We start from the raw sequence: 18,392 nt of genomic DNA on the forward strand, positions 1-18,392 counted from the left end.
CTAAAATTTGATTTTCAAGGCAAAATATTGTATAATTACAAAATATATTGGACGAACCGTAACCATACCCAGCCATACAATACTCATATAAGCAAGGAAAGATATACCGATGAAAACTATCCTTATCGCAGAAGACTATACAGGGCAGCACTCACGGCTAATAAAAGCTGTCAGTGAGTTTGACTACCAATGCAAGATCTGTAAAAACAGTCCTATTGAGCTAAGTATAATACTTGCGGATCTCGTGCCCGACCTTATCATTCTAAATGTGAGCAGGATAGGACTTGACGACCTGCGTGAAATTGTTATGGCTGCAAACGTCAAAGGGGTGAAATATCCCATAATAAATATAGGCACGTATGAGGATCCCTGGCTGGAGCCGGGAATAAATCTGAAGGAGATAAAAGGCAGCTTTCACCACCCATATGACATACCCACCGTGGTAAAAAGCATAAACAGATTGCTGTTTAACGAGCAGGACGAAAGCACTCGGGGAGAAATGCTGAACAACAAGCTTTACAGCTTGATACTCAAGCTCAACCCCTCCAAAAAGCAGCGTGGCAACACCTATATCTGCGACAGCGTAGCAGCGCTGCTCTCCGACCACAGCGGAAAAGTCAGGCTCCACGGCTACCTGTATGATTACATAGCAAAGAAATACGATACCACCGTAAAAAGCGTGGAGCACTCCATCAGGATTTCCGTAAACAGCTGCTGGAATACCACCAACACAGAGCTTTTGTCCCTTTGCATGAAGGACCTGTATCTGCGTGGAAAGCGACCCACAAACCTTGAATTCATAAACGCCCTTGTCCAATGTTTCTCCGGGGATACCACCGCCATTTTTAAGAATAGCCCAAGCCATAAGCTGCATATATAGTTTCTGAGGTGAAAACTATGATATGCAGCTTTTCCGGTCTCAGAAACAAAGAAGTTGTGGACCTTCGCTCGGGTATGAAGCTTGGCTTTGTGGACGATGCGGAGCTTGACACTGTGTCGGGTAAAATAGTCTCTCTTGTGGTCTATGGTAAACCCAGAGCCTTTGGAATAATGGGCAGAGATGACGATATTGTAATAAAATGCACCGACATACAGCTTATCGGCGAAGATATAATCCTTGTGGATTTTGAGCAAAAGACAATATCCACAAAAACAAAAAGCTTTCTTGTTGAAAATTTGTTAAAATGACGGAGCGATAAAACTTGCAATAAGGTGAAAAATATGGTATAATATCAGAGCAATTCGCACGGATGCGTTTGTTGCCGTTGGTCCCATTGTAAAATGGGTTGAGGCAAGTGTGACGCTCCGGAGGAAATAAGCACGCCGCAAGGCGGAAATCAAAAACCAAACAGGAGGTTACTACAATGGGAGTAGTATCAATGAAGCAGCTTCTTGAGGCTGGTGTACACTTTGGTCACCAGACAAGAAGATGGAACCCGAAAATGGCACCGTACATTTTCACAGAAAGGAACGGCATCTACATCATCGACCTGCAGAAGACAGTTAAGAAGCTGGAAGAGGCTTATATGTTTGTCCGTGATGTAGCAGCACAGGGCGGCGAGGTACTTTTTGTAGGTACAAAGAAGCAGGCTGGCGATTCCATTAAGGAAGAGGCTACCAGAGCTGACGCTCACTACGTAAACGCAAGATGGCTCGGCGGAATGATGACAAACTTCAAGACCATCCAGCAGCGTATCAAGAGACTTGAGCAGCTCAACAAGATGGAAGAGGACGGCACATTTGATCTTCTGCCAAAGAAGGAAGTTACAAAGCTCAAGCTGGAGATCGAAAAGCTGGAGAAGTTCCTTGGCGGTATCAAGAACATGAAGAAGCTCCCCGGAGCACTTTTCGTTGTTGACCCAAGAAAGGAAAAGATAGCTGTTGCAGAGGCTAAGAAGCTGGGTATCCCGGTAGTCGCTATCGTAGATACAAACTGCGATCCGGACGACGTTGATTACGTTATCCCCGGAAACGACGACGCTATCAGAGCTGTAAAGCTTATTGCAGGCTGCATGGCTAACGCTATCATCGAGGGCAGACAGGGTGAAGACGCTGTGGCAAGCGATGAGGAGACCGAAAAGGTAGAGGAAGCAGAGGAAGAGACTGCTGAATAATCAATGACAAAGCGCAGGGCAGATAAGTTTTATAATTTGTCTGCCTTGTTTTGACGAATAAAGGATCTAATCGAATGGAGGAAATATAAATGGGAAAGGTATCTGTACAGGAGATCAAAGAGCTTATGACAGCAACAGGCGTTGGCATGATGGACTGCAAGAAGGCTCTTGTTGAAACAGACGGCGATATGGAAAAGGCAATCCTTGTTCTTCGTGAAAAGGGACTTGCTACCCAGGCTAAGAAGAGCGGCAGAGTTGCTGCAGAGGGTATCTGCACAGCTGTTGTCGAGGGTAACGTTGGCTGCGTACTCGAGGTTAATATCGAGACAGACTTCGCTGCAAATAACCAGGAGTTCAAGGATTTCGTAGCTGCAACCGCAAAGACAGTTATCGAGCAGAATCCTGCCGATGTTGAGGCTCTCAAGGCTTGCAAGATCGCAGGCGGCGACACAACAGTTGAGGAAGCTCTGCAGAATCTGTTTATCAAGATCAGAGAGAACATGGTCATCAGACGTTTCAAGAGATTTGAGGGTATCCTCGTTCCTTACGTTCACGGCGGCGGAAGCATCGCTGTTATCGTAAAGCTTGAGTCCGATATCGCTGCTGACAACGCTGATCTGCTTGCAGCAGGTAAGGACTGCGCACTCCAGGTAGCAGCTATGAACCCATCTTACCTCAACAGAGCAGCTGTTCCTGCTGATGCACTTGAGGAAGAGAAGAAGATCCAGCTGGCACAGATGGCTGACGATCCTAAGATGGCTAACAAGCCTGAGCAGGTAAAGATCAAGATCATCGAGGGCAAGCTCGGCAAGTTCTATTCCGAGAACTGCCTGCTTGAACAGGCTTTCGTTAAGGACGATAAGCAGACTGTCGGCGCATATGTTGACAGCGTAGCAAAGAAGCTCGGCGGCAAGATCGACGTTGTAGAGTACGTTCGTTTTGAGCGTGGCGAGGGCGTTGAGAAGAAGGAAGACAATTTCGCAGACGAAGTTGCTTCAATGATCAAGTAATATAAAACTTATCATAAAGGCTGGCGCAAAAATGCACCAGTCTTTTTTTATCACTATTTATGGTCATACACGGTTTCATATCGGATAGTATACAAACATTACACCGAAGCAACAAATTTAAGCTCCCTTTACCGAAACGGCAGAGGGAGCTTTGTAAGGGTAGTATTATGGAGATCTCATTATTTTTGAGTTACTTGAGCTTTGTTACTGTAAGCACCACACTATAAGCTTGCACTTATTGAGATAATAAGACCAAATACTGTTGATGCTATCAATCCTGCGGCAAGTAGTGTTGAACCCGCTTTTTTCTTACCGGAAGCATAGTAAGCAATGCCCAGAATAATTCCGATTATTGGAATTAGAATGGATCCGGCAATTTCAATACCGGTCGCTTTTCTGTTGTCCTCAGCCGGCTTTGCCGCTTGCTGTAAATCTTGCTGCGGTACTCCGCAATGAGGGCATATCACCGCCTCATCGTCGATCTCTTTTCCGCACTTTCTGCAAAATGCCATAAAAATGACCTCCTTTTTATTTTGTTGTCGCCAAACAGTAGGTATCGGCTAGGTGTCATTCTACTATATAATTGTGAACATGTATACTATCTTAAGATTCAGCCATTGCCTTGTCGTAAATTTGTTTTTTTCTTAGGTGAAGATAAATTTAAATACATCCACGTTGTCCATTGTTTTGCTGTGATGTGAAAAAAAACCGCCAAACTTTGTATTGTCATTTTTGTTAATTGTTACAGCAATAAAAAATGTAAGTTCATTGCCAGAAGGATCAGTTGTAGTTCCTTTAAAAGTATAATCATATGCGCTGGAACTATCGGGTGTTTTTGTCCATTTTCCATTGCTCCCAAACCTTTTATCCAGAGACTCCATGAAATCATTACCTGTATAAAATTTTGTCACTAGATATTTTTCAGAAGATGACATATTACATCCTATTGCAGCTTCCTTATAACGGGTCTTTTTTTCCGTCAATACATACAAATTTGCTTTTCCTTTAAGTGTAGGTCTGTCGCCCGTTGCCTTGCCTGCAACAGCTTCTGTCTGGCTTGTAGTAGTCGTAGTTGTCTGCTTAGCTGTAGTGGTAGTTGTTGTTGTAGTTTCAGATGTCGTTTGACTTGTTGTGGTCGTAGTGGTTGTTTCAGTATTTGAACTTGATGAAGATTTTGTCGCTTCGGAGCTTGAATCGTCGCAGGCTGTCATCATTCCGACAGTAAGTACAGTGGCTAATACCAACGATAAAAACTTTTTCATAAAATTTTCCTCCTCAAACTATTTTGTTGTCATCTTTCAACAAATTTATTATACCACCGCCTGTTCTGTTTGTCAATATTATGACATACAGTATATTTACAAATTATTTGTTCACAATGTATAATAAAAACGGTGATGCAAATGAATAACGGCAGAATAATCCCCGATTATAACGCCATTGGCGAAAAGATACGAAGCCGCAGGGCAAAGCTGGGAATGAGCCAGGAGCAGCTTGCAGACCTTTGCGGCATAACTTCCTCGTATATTGGGCATATCGAACGTGGCTCACGGCAGCTGTCCCTGAATACGGCTATAAGTATTTCGACCGTGCTGGAAATAAGCCTTGATTATCTTCTGCTTGATGCAAAGGATCAGAACAGTGATGCAAATGTTCTCCAAAGCATTTCGGCAGAGCTTAAAAACCATTCACCCGAGCAGGTGAGCAAATTCCTCAGCACGATCAAAATTTTAGCGGAGAATATCGACGAAATGTAAAAAAATCCTCCTACGGTGATTATACCATAGGAGGTCTTTTTTGTCTTATGCTGTCGGCATAATTATAATATCTAACCAAAGTGTGAAAGCACATCTTCGGCGGAATCAAAGCGTTTTTCGGGGCTTATATTTGTTGCCTTTGCTATAAATCTGCCAAGTCTGCCCTTTGTAAACAGCTTTACCGATGGGTGCTCGCCTGTGACAAGCTTATTTGCAAGAATTCCAAGAGCATAAATATCGCTTCTGCTGTCGGTTTGTGCAAGTCCGAACTGTTCGGGAGGAGCATAGGTCGCTGTACCAAGAAGCACTGTATCACGGCTTTTTCCCTGCGTGTATATTTTGGATATATCAAAATCGGTCAGCTTCACAGTGCCGTTTTCGGTCAGGATAACGTTATCCTCTTTGATATCACGGTGGACTATGCCAAGCGAATGCAGCACATAAAGTGCCTTTGCAAGCTGGACAATTACCTGCTGTGCACCCTGCTGCTTCATGGGAACAAGCTGCGAAAGACAGATGCCCTCGATATATTCTTCGAGAATATATGCAAAGTCCTGCTGCGTGACAACATCAAATATCTGCACAAGGTTTTTCTGGCTTATGCCCGATAGCCTGCGGTAAACCTCGGTGTTAGTTCCGCTTTTTAGCTTCCGCACCACCATATCCCTGCCAAGCTTATTGTTGCGATAGCGTATCAGCTCGCTGCCCTGCTTGCTGCCAAGCACAGATACAAGAGTGTATTCGGTTTTCAGTATTTCCGAAAAGTTTATACTACCGCCCCCTTGTAAAATCGAATTAAGCGTGTTATAATCCAAGTGTGATGTAAATACTTTAAAAGGAGTAAACTATATGAACAAATCCACCGACGAGTTGCTTGACGAGATAAAGTCTGCCAACACTATCGACGAGTATCTCGACGAAAACTCCGGGAGCATTTCAGCAAAAAAAGTCTCGGAAATGCTTGAGGCACTGCTTGAAGAAAAAGGTCTTTCCAAATCAGATGTAATAGCAAAGTCTGAGATAAGCCAGGTATATGCCTATCAGATATTTTCAGGCGTTAAGGAAGCCCCGAGCCGTGATAAGATACTTTCCCTGCTTATTGCAATGTCGCTTTCGCTTGATGAGGTGCAGAGTTTTTTAAAGCTGTCTGGCTATCCGTTTTTGTATGCCAAACACAAACGTGACAGCATTATCATTTTCTGCATACAAAACCACAAAACTGTCGTTGAAACAAACAATGAGCTTTATTCTCACGGCGAAGCAACACTATGACTTTTTTGCGTCGATACTGTATTCACTGAAACCAAGCTCAGGCATATTTCTGCTCAATATCTCAAATGAATAACCGTTCTCGGTAAATGTGCTGTTCCTGCCATTGAGGTCACAGCCAAAAAATACCTCTCCCAGTGCGGAAAGTATCTCTTTGGTGTGAGGATCATTTGCGGCGTAGGAAACGTGACTGATACGAATATAGATACTGATGTTTCCGTTTTTATTAGTCCCGATATTTATAAAAGCACCACTTTTGTCGGTAAAAGACAGCGTTGTTGCGTCTGCGTCCTGTTCGGATTTAATGTCTTGTGCACTATTAATTCCGAAATATTTGCTGCTGTGAGCTGAACACCAGTTGTTTATCCCGGCTGCAAGAGTTTCGGGGTCTATCGTGCTGTTAAGCGTCTGCTTATTCTGGGGACTCAGCGAAGTGGTCTGCGTTTCAAACGTGATCTGCTGGGACGTTGTAGTTTCGGCTGGTGCTGCGGAAGTTGTTGTGCTTGCAGCGGTTTCCCTGCTTTTCAGGCTTTCGGTAGAACTCTGCGTTTGTGAAACATCGGCACTTACAGAAGTGTCGGTGTTTTTATTTTGTGCTGAACTATCATCGCCGCTGCTTCGGGCAAAAATGAAATAACCGCACACCGCCATAACAGCGCTCGCACACGCTGCTATAGCAATGACATATCGCTTCTTTTTATTCCCCGGCTGTTTTACTTCAACATTTTCGGTCTGCACGAGCGTTGTCATGCAATGCGGACAAAACCGCATACCCTGCGGGACATCACCTCCACAGTGAGGGCAGCTGAAGGTATCCATAGCATTTCCCCTTTGATGTTTATCGACTATATTTTACTTTGACCAAAATCCGTTTTATTTTTACAAGGCATCGGCTGCGACAAGAAGATCTCACCCCAGCATCGGCAATTAGATTATACTACACATCAACAGATATTTCAAGATGCAAAAACTCCGCCGGTGAATTACCAGCGGAGGTGTTGTCCTATTCGGTTTTTGGTTTCACTACCCTAAGGGTATCATGCAGGTTTGTGGAAAACTCTTCTCCAAAAGGGTTTCCCCAAACAACTCGACTGCCTGTTATACTTGCAGGTATTCTTTCACTTCAAGCAGATCTGCAAACTTCTTGTGCGCAAGCTTTAGCATTTCCTCGTCAGGCTGGATAATATCCGGCACAAGCAGCGGATACATTCCTGCCCTGCTCGCCGAGATTATACCATTGCGTGAGTCCTCCACCGCCGCCGACTTTTTCGGGTCAGCACCCAGCTTCTCGCAGGCAAGCAGATATATCTCCGGCTCGGGCTTTGAGTGCTCTATCATGTCACCGCCTACAATTACGCTGAAATACTCCAGCAGACCTGCATCTTTAAGCTCGCTGACCACAACGTCGTATTGTGTCGACGACGCAAGTGCGACCTTTGCACCGCTTTCTTTGAGGTATTCCAGCAGCTCCCTCGCACCTTTTTTTACCGGGATCCCCTCGGTCTGAATTATCTCCTTGAAGCGCTCTATGCACTCAATGTGCATCTGCTCAATACTCACCTTGTCACCGTAAGCATCCTCAAAAATCTTCAGAGTGTCCGCAGTGCTTCTGCCCACGCACTTCATTGCAGTCTCGCTTATGTCGCCCAGCCCATGTGCGTCAGCAGCGTCCTGCCAGCTGCGCAGAGCGATCACCTCAGTGTCGAAAATTATTCCGTCCATATCAAAAACCACAGCATCAAGTTCACTGAGTTTCATTTTGCCTCTCCCCTATCTGAAATACATATATAAGTCGCACTTTATCATTCCGTTGTAAAGCTTGCGCTTTTTGTCCGCCTTTTTTCCGAAAAACTTTTCAAATTCCTCGTGCGGCGAAATAATATAACAAGGATTGTCCCGTGACGGACTCAGCACATGCCCCATTTTCTTGTAAAGCTCCTCCGCAGCCCTTATGTCAAGCAGCCTTTCTCCATATGGCGGATTGCAGAAAACCGTGCAGTTACCGGGCAGCTCCAGTTTGGAAATGTCCTGCTGTCTGACCTGTATCCTGCTGCCCACACCGGCTTTTTTAGCGTTTGCGCTTGAAAGATCCACCGCAAGCTCATCAATATCAAAGCCGTAACCCTTAAATCCGCAGTCACGCTTAATAAGGTCCATAGCCTCCGCCCGTGCGTTCTGCCATACGGTTTGTGGTATCTGCTCCCACTGCTGTGCTGCAAAATTTCTCCTAAGCCCGCAGGCGATATTCATAGCCTTGTAAGCCGACTCGATAAGAAAAGTCCCCGAGCCGCACATGGGGTCACACACTACCGTGTTTTCTCTGACTCTCGCCAGGTCGATAATGCCTGCCGCAAGTGTCTCCTTTATTGGCGCATCGTTGGAATTGCGCCGGTATCCTCGCTTGTGCAGTCCCTCTCCCGAGGTGTCAAGATAAACGCTCGCCCTGTCCTTGAGTATAATAAACTGTATCTGGTGCTTTGCCCCTGTCTCCTCGAAACGGCTTATGCCGTAAACGCTTTCAAGCCTTTTAACGCAGGCTTTTTTGATTATCCTCTGGCAGTCCGGAACGGAGTGAAGCTTTGAATTGAGGCAGCTGCCCTTTACAGGAAATGCGTCCTTGCTTCCCACAAAGTCCTCAAGGTGAATCGCCCTTACGCCCTCAAAAAGCTCCTCAAAGCTCCTTGCCTCGAAGCTTGCCAGCTCAATAAGCACTCTTTCTCCCGAGGATATCCAAAGGTTTGCCTTTGCAAGAGTTTCAAGATCCCCCTCAAAGCTTACCTTTCCGTCGGTGGTCACAAGATTTTCTCCACCAGCCTTTTTCACTTCAAAAGCAACAACGCTCTCCAGCCCGAAATGGCATGGCACGCACAGTTTTATCTTATCCATACTTATCCTTTCTAAAAAAATACCCCCAGATCAACCTGATATGGGGGTATAGCTTATTATCTGTCAGTGGTTGCAGACCTTGGACAGCTCCGACTTCTTGAAGTAGCCCTCTGCGGTATTTCCGCAGGTCTTTGAAGCCACAAGTCCTGTGGTTCTGCAATACTTTGTCTTGACCACCGAGTCAGGCATGGTGAATGTCTTATCCGGTTCGCTTTCAAAGTATTCTCCAAACAGGTTTTTCCACAGCTGGTCGCTGTTATAATAGCTTTGGGTAGGTATCTGCTTGTGATTGTCGTAACCGATCCATACGCCCGATACATAGTCCGGAGTACATCCCACAAAAGTAAGGTCCTTCCATTCGGTCGATGTACCTGTCTTAGCCACCAGATCGGTGGTGATAAGCTTAGCGTTTCTTCCGGTACCTGTGGAATCGTTTACAACGTTCTGCATCATTCTGTTCATGATATAAGCGGTGGATTCTGAGATAGCCTGCTTATATCCATCCGGCTTCTCATAAATGACCTTACCGGATGCGTCTTCGATGCTGGAAATGTAGGATACCTCGTACTTTCTTCCGCCGTTGCCGAAGATCATATATGCGCCAACCAGCTCTTCAAGGTGGGTTCCGTTTGTAAGGCCTCCGACAGTAACACCGGAATAGATGTGTGCATCTGTCTCTTCAAGAGTAGTTATATCCAGCTTTTCCTTCAGGAAGTTATACGAATACTCAGGTGTGAGCTTTTGTATCAGCTGTGCAGGAGCAGTATTCTTTGACTGCGCCAGCATCTGCCAGGTGTACATATTCTGGTTGCTCCAGTTGTGTCCTCCGGTCTCGGAGTAGTTGTCCGGCCACTGAATATCCTTACCCTTGTCATCTTTAACAACAATAGGTGAATCTTTAAAAATAGTTGACCATGTTATAAGGTTCTGCTCAAGTGCAGGAGCATATGAAGCGATAGGCTTTATTGTTGAACCCGGAGATCTTACGCCCTGTGTTGCGGTGTTGAACACACGCATTTCCTTTTTAGCATTTCTGCTTCCGACCACAGCCTTAACATTTCCTGTATAATCCATAGCTATGGAAGCGGACATCAGATTGTCCTCTGCAAGTGAATAAGCGGTAAAGTTAGCAGGGTTCTGCATTCCCTTTTCCAGCTTCTTCTGCAGATTGTAATCAACGGTGGTGTAGATATTGAATCCGCCGTTGAAAAGCCTCTGGGAGGCTTCCTCTATGGTGATGCCGTAGTACTTGGATATCCTGTTTTCAGCCTCTGTAAGAGCTTCATCCATAAAGTAATCGGTAACGCCCTGATCCTTGGTCTCGTCATCGTAAACCGTAGCACTTGAAAAATCGAAATTGCCAACGATCTTGATCTTTTCGTTAAGTGCCTGGTCGTGCTCATCTTCAGATATAGCGCCGTTTTCAAGCATCTTGTCCAGACAGACCTTACGTCTGATATAGTTTTCCTTGCCGCCCTCCAGCGGGTTATAAGCTGCCGGTGCGGTGGTCATAGCTGCAAGTGAAGCAGCCTCTGCAAGGTCAACGTCCTTTATATCCTTTCCGTAATAGAAGTTTGCCGCCGCCTGAACTCCGGCAATATCGTGCTTTGAAGTGCCAAGAGGTATGATATTCAGGTAGCACTGAAGAATATCCTCTTTTCGGTTGGTCTTTTCAACGTTGATCGTTCGGAATATCTCTCGTACCTTTCTCTCGATACCCTGGATACCTGCAGCTTCCTTATCTCCCGTAACATTCTTGATGGTCTGCTGTGTGATAGTAGAACCACCCTGTCTTCCGGGATAAAGTGGGATAAAGATATTAACGAACGCACCGATGGTACGCTTGAAGTCGATACCGTCATGCTGGTAGAAACGCTCGTCCTCACTGTAAACGAAAGCATCCTGCACATGCTGAGGGATGTTTTCTATATCGGTCCACAGAATGTGTCTGCTCTGGTTTCTCAGAGCGTAATAGAGCTTATACTGCTGTGAAGCGGGATCCTTCTCGTCGTAGTCCGGATTTTCATATAGAAATCTTGAGATATTGCTGTCCGCAGCCTGATCAAGGCTGACAGTAGATGTAGTATCCGCAAAATTCAGCACATATATCGTCAGCACCGTTGCGAAAATACACGATGTGATTATCACGATCAGAAATACTGACAAAACAACTGTTCCCAGGGTCTTGAGCACTCTTGACACTATGCTCATGGCAGATCTTGCTTTTGTTTTTTTTCTTCTGCCTCTTCGCCTGTTTGGAACATCTCTTCTTCTGTCTTCCATAAAAGCAGCCTTTCTTGTGTTTTTCTTTTAGTATACCACACACAAATGAAAAAGTTAAGTCTTTTTATCTTTTCTTCAGTATTTTTGTCATTTCAAACAATAAAAGCATTGCAAAAGCGTTTATTTGCCGCATTTTGACACCGTTTTCAACGCAAAATCGGGGACGATACCTCGCCCCCGCATTATCTTGCTTACTTAAGCGTCTGTTGTTTCATCAGCAGTTGCTTGCTCAGCAGCCTCCTGTGCGGCAGGCTCCTCCTGTGCAGGAGCTTCTTGTGCAGCGGGTGCCTCCTCAACAGCTTCCTGCTCTGCAGCCTGTACATCTTCCTCTTCAGGGAGCAAAGCTCTGATAGACAAGCTTATGCGCTTCTTATCAGGATCGATCTCGGTGATCTTGCACTCTACCTCTTCGCCTACTGTGAGTATCTCGTTGACATTGTCAACTCTCTTGTTGGCAATCTGGGAGATGTGGATAAGACCGTCAATGCCCTCAATGATCTGTGCGAACGCACCGAAAGCAGTGATAGAAACGATCTTTGCCTTAACTACCTGACCTGCCTCATAATTTGCCTTGAATATCTCCCATGGATTTTCGGAATCCTTCTTGTATACCAGAGAGATCTTCTTATTCTCGGTATCGATATCCTTGATCCTTACTGTGATCTTGTCACCCACAGAAACGACCTCGGAAGGATGCTTATCTCTGTTCCATGAAAGATCTATTCTTCTCACAAGTCCGTCTACACCGCCAAGATCTACGAATACGCCGTAATCTGTGATAGATTTAACAACGCCCTCAACTTCTTCGCCCGGCTGGGTGTTCTCAAAGAACTTGGTCTGTGCGGCAGCCTTTGCCTCTCTTGCAACGATCCTGATCGATCCGACCGCTCTCTGCTTAGCCTCGTTGACCTCAAGGATCTTGAACTCAACTTCCTTCTTCAGCAGCTCGTCAAGGTTGAAATCTCTCTTGGGAGCAGCCTGGGATGCAGGAACAAATACCTTCACACCGTTGCATGAAACAAGCACGCCGCCCTTGATAACGTTTGTAACAACACCTGTAAGGACCTCGTCAGCCTCTTTTGCGGCAACGATCTTCTCAAAGCCGGCAGCAGCGTCGACCTTCTTCTTTGAAAGTGTAACAACGCCGTCCTGGTCATTAGTCTTGAGAACGATAAGATCAAGCTCATCCCCAACGCTCACAACGTCCTCAGGCTTCTTGCTGGGGTCGTCGGTCAGCTCGCTTGCAGGGATCATACCCTGCTGCTTGGTACCAAGGTCAACATAAACTTCGTTATTGTTCACCGACAACACAGTACCTGTTACTCTCTTTCCGATATGTATTGGCTTCAGAGATTTCTCCATCTCCTCTTCCCAGTTAAATTCCTCATCAACATTATTCAGTAAATCACTCATGGTTTGTTCTACCTCCTTGATTATATAAGCAGGCGTTGAGGCACCTGCGGAAATCCCAACGGATCTAACCCCCGCCAGATCGGGCACGATCTGCGAAAGTTCTTTTGCGTTCTCCACCAGAACGCTTGTACAATACTGCTGTGCTATCGAATACAGCTTGTGTGTATTCGAGCTGTGTCTGCCCCCCACTATGACCATAAGGTCGCTTTGCTTTGCAAGCTCTGCGGTCTCACGCTGTCTTTCGTTAGTGGCGTTGCATATGGTCTGGAAGATCTCCACATTGCTCAGCAGCTTGTTCGCCGCTGCACTGCAATCCTCCCAGACTGCTCTGTTAAAGGTGGTCTGCGCCAGAAGGACTGTCTTTTTTCCTCCAAGCTCCTTGTCCCTGACCAGCTCCTCAAGCTCCTCGCAGCTGCCAAAAGCATAGCTTTCTCCCATGCAATGAGCCATAATGCCCATTACCTCCGGGTGCTGTCCGTCACCTGCGATAAGCACCGTGCAGCCTTCATTTGACTTTTCAAAGGCTATGCTGTGGATCCTTGCCACAAACGGACAGGTTGCATCGACTATCTCCGCACCGGCATTTTCCAGCTTTTTGTAAACATCAAGCCCCACACCATGGGAGCGGATTATCACAGTCTGTCCTCTTTGGACCTGTTCAAGCTCCACCGGGACCGCACCTTTGCGGCGGAGGTCTTCCACCACATCGGAATTATGGATGATCGGTCCGAGTGTGACCACATTATTCCGCTTATCCAGTTCATTATACACTATTTTTACGGCATTGTCTACACCAAAACAAAATCCTGCTGTTGCTGCGACAGAAATTTTACAATTTGTTAACATTTAATGCACTAACTCCGTTATGCTTTTCATAATTTCGTTCTTGATAATTTTCAGATCCTTGGCAGTAGTTCCTGTCACTCCTATTTCCGATGGGATAATAGGCTTACCGTATCTTATGACTACCTTGCTTCTGAATTTGAGCTTTTCGCCTTTGAAATTGATGCCCACAGGAACGACCTTGGTCTGAGCCACCGCAGCAATAAGAGCCACGCCTGTTTTGCCCTTACCCACCTTGCCGTCCTTTGAGCGTGTACCCTCGGGGAATATCTCAAGGTTCCTGCCCTTTTCAAGCTTCTCGATAGAGGTATCGATAACCGTCATATCGCCCTTTCCTCTCTCCACGGGAAATGCGCCGAACAGCTTGATAAGACCGGTAAAGAAAATGTTTTTATGAAACAGCTCTTCCTTTGCCATATACGAGATGGGGACCCTTGTACCCAATGCAGTAAACACGGGGTCCTGGTAGCTTCTGTGGTTTGATGCAAAGATATTTCCGCCGTCCTTTGGAACGTTCTCCTTGCCTTCCCACTTGATATTGTAAAAACAGTGGTACAGAAAAATAACGATATACCTGAGAAAATTATAGAAGAACAGATGAAAAAAGTTCAGATGTTTTTTCTTACTTATAGGTCTTGGGGGCATAAGCTCTCTGCTTGCCTTTGAGGAAACCTTTTCCCCGCCGCTTTTTCCGTTTCCGGACGACTTTGTCTTGTCCTTTATTATGCCCACGATAGTATCTATGACTTCTTCAAGGCTCATTTTCGTCGAGTCAACCTCAATGGCATCGTCAGCCTTTTTCAGCGGTGCTGTTTCACGGTGGGTGTCGTTATAATCCCTCTGCTTAATGTCCTCAAGCACCTGCTCATAGGTTGAAGGGTCACCCTTTTCCTGAAGCTCCTTGAAGCGTCTGTTTGCCCTTTCCTCCGCAGTTGCGGTGAGAAATATCTTGACCTGGGCATTGGGCAGCACCACCGTTCCGATATCACGCCCGTCCATGATTATATTGTTTTTTCTTGCAATATCCTGCTGAAGATCAAAGAGAAATTCTCTTACCTTTGGTTTGGCAGAAACTGCCGAGGCTCCCATGGATATCTCCGGGGTCCTTATCTTGTCCGAAACGTCCTCTCCGAAAAGCATAACGTGCTGTGTGCCGCCGATATATTCAAGGCTAACCTTTATCTTGTCAAGACAGCTCACAACAGCCTCCTCGTCCTGTGGATCTATGCCGTTTGAGATCACATAGTAAGCCACGGCACGGTAAAGGGCACCTGTGTCCACATACACATATTCAAGTTTTTTCGCCACAGCCTTTGCTATCGTGGATTTTCCCGCACCCGAAGGTCCGTCCAGAGCAACATTTATATTCATTCTTTCCACATTCCTTTCAGTATATATCAGCACTTCTCCCTACGCCATGTGCACAGCGCAGCTGTTTGCGGTGGAGAACGCTATCTGTAGATTAAAGCCCCCCGTATATGCGTCAACGTCCAGCACTTCCCCTATAAAATACAGTCCCCTGCAAAGCTTTGAAGCCATCGTCCCCGGGTCTATCTCCGAGACTCTGACACCCCCACGGGTGATTATCGCCTCGTCCACAGGCCGCAGGCTAAGTATATTGTATTCAAGTGCTTTTAAGCATCTCACAAGTTCCAGCCTTTCACTCTTTGTGATCTGGTTCACTCTTTTATCCCCGGCGATACCGCTTCGCTTAACGATAATGGGGATCAGCTTTGCAGGCAGAAGCTTTACCAGGCTGTTTTGGAACTCTCTGTTCTCGAACCCGGAAAAATCACGCAGTATCCGCTCGTCAAGCTGTTTTTCGCTGAGTGCCGGTTTGAGATCTATCTTTACGGTGTATCTCTTTTTGTTCGTGTCGCCCATGTGGGCACTTGCCGAGAGCACAAGAGGTCCCGAAAGCCCGAAGTGGGTAAAAAGCATCTCCCCCAGCTCGGAAAACAGCGGCTTTTTCTTGCCCTGCTCGTACAGGGAAAGTGTGCAGTTTTTCAGCGACAGACCCATAGCATCTGCACACTCCTCGTGTTCCCTTGTCACCATAGGACAAAGAGAAGCCGTGATAGCAGTCACCGTGTGTCCCGTCTGTTGTGCAAATCTGTAACCGTCTCCCGTGGAGCCTGTCTTGGGATAAGACCTTCCACCTGTGGCAACCACAACATTGGGTGCATGATACTCTCCGCCTGTGCATTTAACGCCGTTCACTGCGCCGCTTCGGATAATAAGTTTCTCCGCCCGGTCATAAACTATCTTCACCCCTGCGTCCTCAGCCGCCTTTACCAGTGCACGAACAATATCCCTTGCGCTGTCGCTGCATGGGAAGACCCTGCCTCCCCGCTCGGTTTTAAGGGGCACTCCGAGTCCCTCAAAAAAGCTCATTGTATCAGCCGGAGCAAAGCCCTGCAAAGCGGAAAACATAAACTTCGGATTACGAGGTATGTTATTCATGACCGTCAGTGCATCGCAGTTGTTTGTTACGTTGCACCTGCCCTTTCCGGTGATAGCAAGCTTTCTGCCGCAGCTGTCCATATGCTCGATAACAGCCGCTTTTTTCCCCCTTTGCGCCAGCTTTACAGCGCAGAACAGTCCCGCTGCACCACCGCCTATAACAACACAGTCAAGGCTCATTGTCCCTCTTCCTCGCTCTTAGTGTAAACATCATATTCGTCCCAGACCTGTTCAAGTCTCTCAAAGGTCGCCGACACCTTGTCCACGTTCTTTATGGACACCGCAACGATAAGTGCGTTTATAAGGCTCAAAGGAGCCACCAGAGAGTCCACGAAGGACGCCATATCGCTCCTTGCCAGCAGCAGGCTATCGGCATATTTTGCAATAGGCGAGGATGCCGAATCGGTAACAGCGATGACCTTTGCGCCGTTGTGCTTTGCAAAGTCAAGAGCCTTCACCGTCTGCTTGGAATACCTGGGGAAGGATATACCTATCATAACGTCCTTTTCGTCAATATGCATTATTCTTTCAAAAAGCTCCGATGTGGTTATGGAGGGTACGAGCTTCACCCTGGGAAAAATAAGGGAGAGATAATACCCTAAGAATTCAGCCAGCGCAGCGGAGCTTCTGGTTCCCATTATGTAGATGGTGTTACAGGAGATTATCTGGTCCACAGCCCTGTTGAAGTCGGTCTTTGAGGTTACCTCAAGGGTCCTCCTTATCCTGTCGATATCCAGATTAAGCACCCTGTCAAGAACGTCATCGCCGTTCATCTGATCGGAGGTGACCTCTATTCTCTGCACAGCAGTGAGCCTTGAGCGCATAAGGTCCTGAAGTGATCTTTGCAGCGCAGGGTACCCGTCGCAGCCCAGCATTGCGGCAAATCTGACCACGGTAGACTCGCTGACACCTACGGTCTTGCCCAGCTTCTGAGCAGTCATAAAGGCTGCCTTGTCATAGTGCGCAAGAATATAATTTGCAATAAGCTTGTGACCTTTTGAAAAGGTCGGCAGCTTTTCATTTATAAGCGAAAACAGATCCTTGTTCATCTTAATGCCCTCCCCCGGCTTTAGTCAAACAATTCCTTTTGCAGCGTTAAAACCTGTTCACGGCGCATTTTCGTTTTCTCCGTGAGCACAGTCAGCCTTTGCCCGTCGTACTCAACAATATCTCCCTCTTTTGCGCCGTAAAGCTTTTTAACCTTTATTTTCACATCCTGCTGCTCACATTCTCCTGCGATAACGTAGCCGCCCTTTGTTTTCTCTATCCTGTCGATAGTCAATTCAAAGCTCATAAGCTCAGCCCCTTTGCTTTGTCACCGTAAGCTCTTTGCCGTCCGTGGAAAATACGATATCTCCGTTATCCTTGGTGATGTAAACATTGCTGATAAACTTGTTTATACGTTTAAGGGTGGAGTCGTGGGGGTGACCGTAATCGTTGTTCTTACCGCAGCATATAACCGCATACTGCGCACCCACCGCTTTCAGCAGTTCATTGGTCGTCCCCTTGTAGCTTCCGTGGTGGGGAACTTTCAAAACGTCAGCCCTGAAGTCAAGTTTCTGCGCCAGAAGGTCTGCCTCCTCTTCCTTTTCCGTGTCTCCGGTTATAAGGAATTTTTTGCTGCCGCAGGTTATCTTCACCACAGTGGAGTAATCGTTAAGCTCCTCGAACTGCCCCTTGGGAGTGTATGTATTTATCACCGCATCTCCCAGACGGAACTCGCTGTTGCTTGACCAGGTCACTTCCAGTCCCTGATTTTTAACCTGCTTGAGCATTTTTTCGTATCTCATAATGGTGGGGACCATATTGTCCGGCACCTTTGGCATAATAAATCTGTCTGCCTTGAATGCTTTGAGTATGTCGGGCATCTCACCCATGTGGTCGGTGTGAGGGTGTGTGACAATGATACAGCTGAGCTTTGTAACACCCTGCTCTTTAAGATACTTGATGACCCTGTCGCTATCGTCACGTTCACCGCTGTCTATAAGCATTGCCTCGCCTGCGGACATCACAAGGGTACAATCCCCCTGTCCCACGTCGATAAAGTGGACCTTTACCTGTGCAGCACCGCTGCCAGAACCGTCTGTACTGTCTGCGCTGCCTGAGCTGCTCTGTCCGTTGTGCACAGCCTTGCTGTTATCCTGACTGCTCCCCGCTGAGCTTAAAGAACCGCTGTCGTTTTCCTCTCGGGAGCTGTCATCGCCGTGCTTTGAAAACAGGAATAAAAGTCCGAAAACTATCAGAGCCAGCACAATAAGCCCCACTCCGATAAATATCAGCGCCCGGCTGTTATCCGGTGCAGTCTGCTTCGGGGGCTGACCTCCAAGCTTATTTCTGTTTTGCTGCATCTCTCA

19 protein-coding genes are annotated in these 18,392 nt (G+C 46.6%); 6 read left to right on the plus strand and 13 right to left on the minus strand.

Annotated features, from left to right (window positions below; genetic code table 11):
• Positions 1-109 precede the first annotated feature (109 nt).
• From T494_RS13420 to tsf, 4 genes are all read left to right on the plus strand, one after another.
• Positions 110-880, plus strand: a complete 771-nt coding sequence (locus T494_RS13420) for a sporulation initiation factor Spo0A C-terminal domain-containing protein (RefSeq protein ID WP_051540188.1) — start codon at positions 110-112, stop codon at positions 878-880.
• A gap of 17 nt (positions 881-897) precedes the next feature.
• Entirely contained in the window at positions 898-1,188 is a 291-nt protein-coding gene (locus tag T494_RS0107125; protein WP_028505708.1) for a YlmC/YmxH family sporulation protein, read from the plus strand.
• Positions 1,189-1,364: 176 nt separating this feature from the next.
• Complete coding sequence (gene rpsB, locus T494_RS0107130; RefSeq protein WP_028505709.1) at positions 1,365-2,114, plus strand: 30S ribosomal protein S2; 750 nt, start codon at positions 1,365-1,367, stop codon at positions 2,112-2,114.
• A gap of 89 nt (positions 2,115-2,203) precedes the next feature.
• A complete protein-coding gene (gene tsf / locus T494_RS0107135) occupies positions 2,204-3,124 on the plus strand; it encodes a translation elongation factor Ts (RefSeq protein WP_028505710.1) in 921 nt (306 codons plus the stop codon).
• Between the two features lie 221 nt (positions 3,125-3,345).
• Here the strand turns inward: tsf and T494_RS12590 are convergent, their stop codons facing one another.
• Positions 3,346-3,636, minus strand: a complete 291-nt coding sequence (locus T494_RS12590; RefSeq protein WP_037344211.1) for a zinc ribbon domain-containing protein — start codon at positions 3,634-3,636, stop codon at positions 3,346-3,348.
• A 132-nt stretch (positions 3,637-3,768) separates the two neighbouring features.
• Positions 3,769-4,386 (minus strand): hypothetical protein, encoded by a 618-nt coding sequence (locus T494_RS0107145; protein WP_028505711.1) that lies wholly within the window; start codon positions 4,384-4,386, stop codon positions 3,769-3,771.
• A 141-nt stretch (positions 4,387-4,527) separates the two neighbouring features.
• Between T494_RS0107145 and T494_RS0107150 the strand changes: the two genes are divergently transcribed.
• Positions 4,528-4,881, plus strand: a complete 354-nt coding sequence (locus tag T494_RS0107150; protein ID WP_028505712.1) for a helix-turn-helix transcriptional regulator — start codon at positions 4,528-4,530, stop codon at positions 4,879-4,881.
• A 71-nt stretch (positions 4,882-4,952) separates the two neighbouring features.
• Here T494_RS0107150 and T494_RS0107155 read toward each other — a convergent pair whose 3' ends face one another.
• Complete coding sequence (locus T494_RS0107155) at positions 4,953-5,606, minus strand: serine/threonine-protein kinase (protein ID WP_028505713.1); 654 nt, start codon at positions 5,604-5,606, stop codon at positions 4,953-4,955.
• A gap of 124 nt (positions 5,607-5,730) precedes the next feature.
• Here T494_RS0107155 and T494_RS0107160 point away from each other — a divergent pair, with 124 nt between their 5' ends.
• A complete protein-coding gene (locus tag T494_RS0107160; protein WP_028505714.1) occupies positions 5,731-6,153 on the plus strand; it encodes a helix-turn-helix transcriptional regulator in 423 nt (140 codons plus the stop codon).
• Here the strand turns inward: T494_RS0107160 and T494_RS0107165 are convergent.
• From T494_RS0107165 to T494_RS12595, 10 genes are all read right to left on the minus strand, one after another.
• Positions 6,148-6,969 (minus strand): zinc ribbon domain-containing protein, encoded by an 822-nt coding sequence (locus T494_RS0107165; RefSeq protein WP_028505715.1) that lies wholly within the window; start codon positions 6,967-6,969, stop codon positions 6,148-6,150. The two genes, T494_RS0107160 and T494_RS0107165, sit on opposite strands and share 6 nt — an antisense overlap.
• A gap of 279 nt (positions 6,970-7,248) precedes the next feature.
• Positions 7,249-7,908 carry an HAD family phosphatase gene (locus T494_RS0107170; RefSeq protein ID WP_028505716.1) on the minus strand — a complete coding sequence of 220 codons (660 nt, stop codon included), beginning with the start codon at positions 7,906-7,908 and terminating at the stop codon, positions 7,249-7,251.
• 12 nt (positions 7,909-7,920) lie between these two features.
• A complete protein-coding gene (locus tag T494_RS0107175; protein WP_028505717.1) occupies positions 7,921-9,036 on the minus strand; it encodes a class I SAM-dependent RNA methyltransferase in 1,116 nt (371 codons plus the stop codon).
• A gap of 63 nt (positions 9,037-9,099) precedes the next feature.
• Positions 9,100-11,319, minus strand: a complete 2,220-nt coding sequence (locus T494_RS0107180) for a transglycosylase domain-containing protein (RefSeq protein ID WP_028505718.1) — start codon at positions 11,317-11,319, stop codon at positions 9,100-9,102.
• A gap of 195 nt (positions 11,320-11,514) precedes the next feature.
• On the minus strand, positions 11,515-13,578 hold the full coding sequence (locus tag T494_RS0107185; protein WP_028505719.1) for a bifunctional 4-hydroxy-3-methylbut-2-enyl diphosphate reductase/30S ribosomal protein S1: 2,064 nt from the start codon (positions 13,576-13,578) through the stop codon (positions 11,515-11,517).
• Positions 13,579-14,946, minus strand: a complete 1,368-nt coding sequence (cmk, locus tag T494_RS14335; protein WP_028505720.1) for a (d)CMP kinase — start codon at positions 14,944-14,946, stop codon at positions 13,579-13,581.
• Positions 14,947-14,985: 39 nt separating this feature from the next.
• A complete protein-coding gene (locus tag T494_RS0107195) occupies positions 14,986-16,218 on the minus strand; it encodes an NAD(P)/FAD-dependent oxidoreductase (RefSeq protein ID WP_028505721.1) in 1,233 nt (410 codons plus the stop codon).
• On the minus strand, positions 16,215-17,087 hold the full coding sequence (locus T494_RS0107200) for a MurR/RpiR family transcriptional regulator (protein ID WP_028505722.1): 873 nt from the start codon (positions 17,085-17,087) through the stop codon (positions 16,215-16,217). Before T494_RS0107200 ends, T494_RS0107195 begins: the two co-directional genes overlap by 4 nt.
• A 20-nt stretch (positions 17,088-17,107) precedes the next feature.
• A complete protein-coding gene (locus T494_RS0107205; RefSeq protein ID WP_028505723.1) occupies positions 17,108-17,332 on the minus strand; it encodes a DUF3006 domain-containing protein in 225 nt (74 codons plus the stop codon).
• Between the two features lie 4 nt (positions 17,333-17,336).
• Complete coding sequence (locus tag T494_RS12595; protein ID WP_051540190.1) at positions 17,337-18,386, minus strand: ComEC/Rec2 family competence protein; 1,050 nt, start codon at positions 18,384-18,386, stop codon at positions 17,337-17,339.
• Between the last annotated feature and the right edge of the window lie 6 nt (positions 18,387-18,392).

Source organism: Ruminococcus sp. FC2018 (assembly GCF_000621805.1).
GTDB lineage: Bacteria > Bacillota > Clostridia > Oscillospirales > Ruminococcaceae > Hominimerdicola.

Coding starts and splice junctions, on each gene's coding strand:
- T494_RS13420 (WP_051540188.1), top strand. CDS start 110: ATGAAAACTATCCTTATCGCAGAAGACTATACAGGGCAGCACTCACGG.
- T494_RS0107125 (WP_028505708.1), top strand. CDS start 898: ATGATATGCAGCTTTTCCGGTCTCAGAAACAAAGAAGTTGTGGACCTT.
- rpsB (WP_028505709.1), top strand. CDS start 1,365: ATGGGAGTAGTATCAATGAAGCAGCTTCTTGAGGCTGGTGTACACTTT.
- tsf (WP_028505710.1), top strand. CDS start 2,204: ATGGGAAAGGTATCTGTACAGGAGATCAAAGAGCTTATGACAGCAACA.
- T494_RS12590 (WP_037344211.1), bottom strand. CDS start 3,636: ATGGCATTTTGCAGAAAGTGCGGAAAAGAGATCGACGATGAGGCGGTG.
- T494_RS0107145 (WP_028505711.1), bottom strand. CDS start 4,386: ATGAAAAAGTTTTTATCGTTGGTATTAGCCACTGTACTTACTGTCGGA.
- T494_RS0107150 (WP_028505712.1), top strand. CDS start 4,528: ATGAATAACGGCAGAATAATCCCCGATTATAACGCCATTGGCGAAAAG.
- T494_RS0107160 (WP_028505714.1), top strand. CDS start 5,731: ATGAACAAATCCACCGACGAGTTGCTTGACGAGATAAAGTCTGCCAAC.
- T494_RS0107165 (WP_028505715.1), bottom strand. CDS start 6,969: ATGGATACCTTCAGCTGCCCTCACTGTGGAGGTGATGTCCCGCAGGGT.
- T494_RS0107170 (WP_028505716.1), bottom strand. CDS start 7,908: ATGAAACTCAGTGAACTTGATGCTGTGGTTTTTGATATGGACGGAATA.
- T494_RS0107175 (WP_028505717.1), bottom strand. CDS start 9,036: ATGGATAAGATAAAACTGTGCGTGCCATGCCATTTCGGGCTGGAGAGC.
- T494_RS0107180 (WP_028505718.1), bottom strand. CDS start 11,319: ATGGAAGACAGAAGAAGAGATGTTCCAAACAGGCGAAGAGGCAGAAGA.
- T494_RS0107185 (WP_028505719.1), bottom strand. CDS start 13,578: ATGTTAACAAATTGTAAAATTTCTGTCGCAGCAACAGCAGGATTTTGT.
- cmk (WP_028505720.1), bottom strand. CDS start 14,946: ATGAATATAAATGTTGCTCTGGACGGACCTTCGGGTGCGGGAAAATCC.
- T494_RS0107195 (WP_028505721.1), bottom strand. CDS start 16,218: ATGAGCCTTGACTGTGTTGTTATAGGCGGTGGTGCAGCGGGACTGTTC.
- T494_RS0107200 (WP_028505722.1), bottom strand. CDS start 17,087: ATGAACAAGGATCTGTTTTCGCTTATAAATGAAAAGCTGCCGACCTTT.
- T494_RS0107205 (WP_028505723.1), bottom strand. CDS start 17,332: ATGAGCTTTGAATTGACTATCGACAGGATAGAGAAAACAAAGGGCGGC.
- T494_RS12595 (WP_051540190.1), bottom strand. CDS start 18,386: ATGCAGCAAAACAGAAATAAGCTTGGAGGTCAGCCCCCGAAGCAGACT.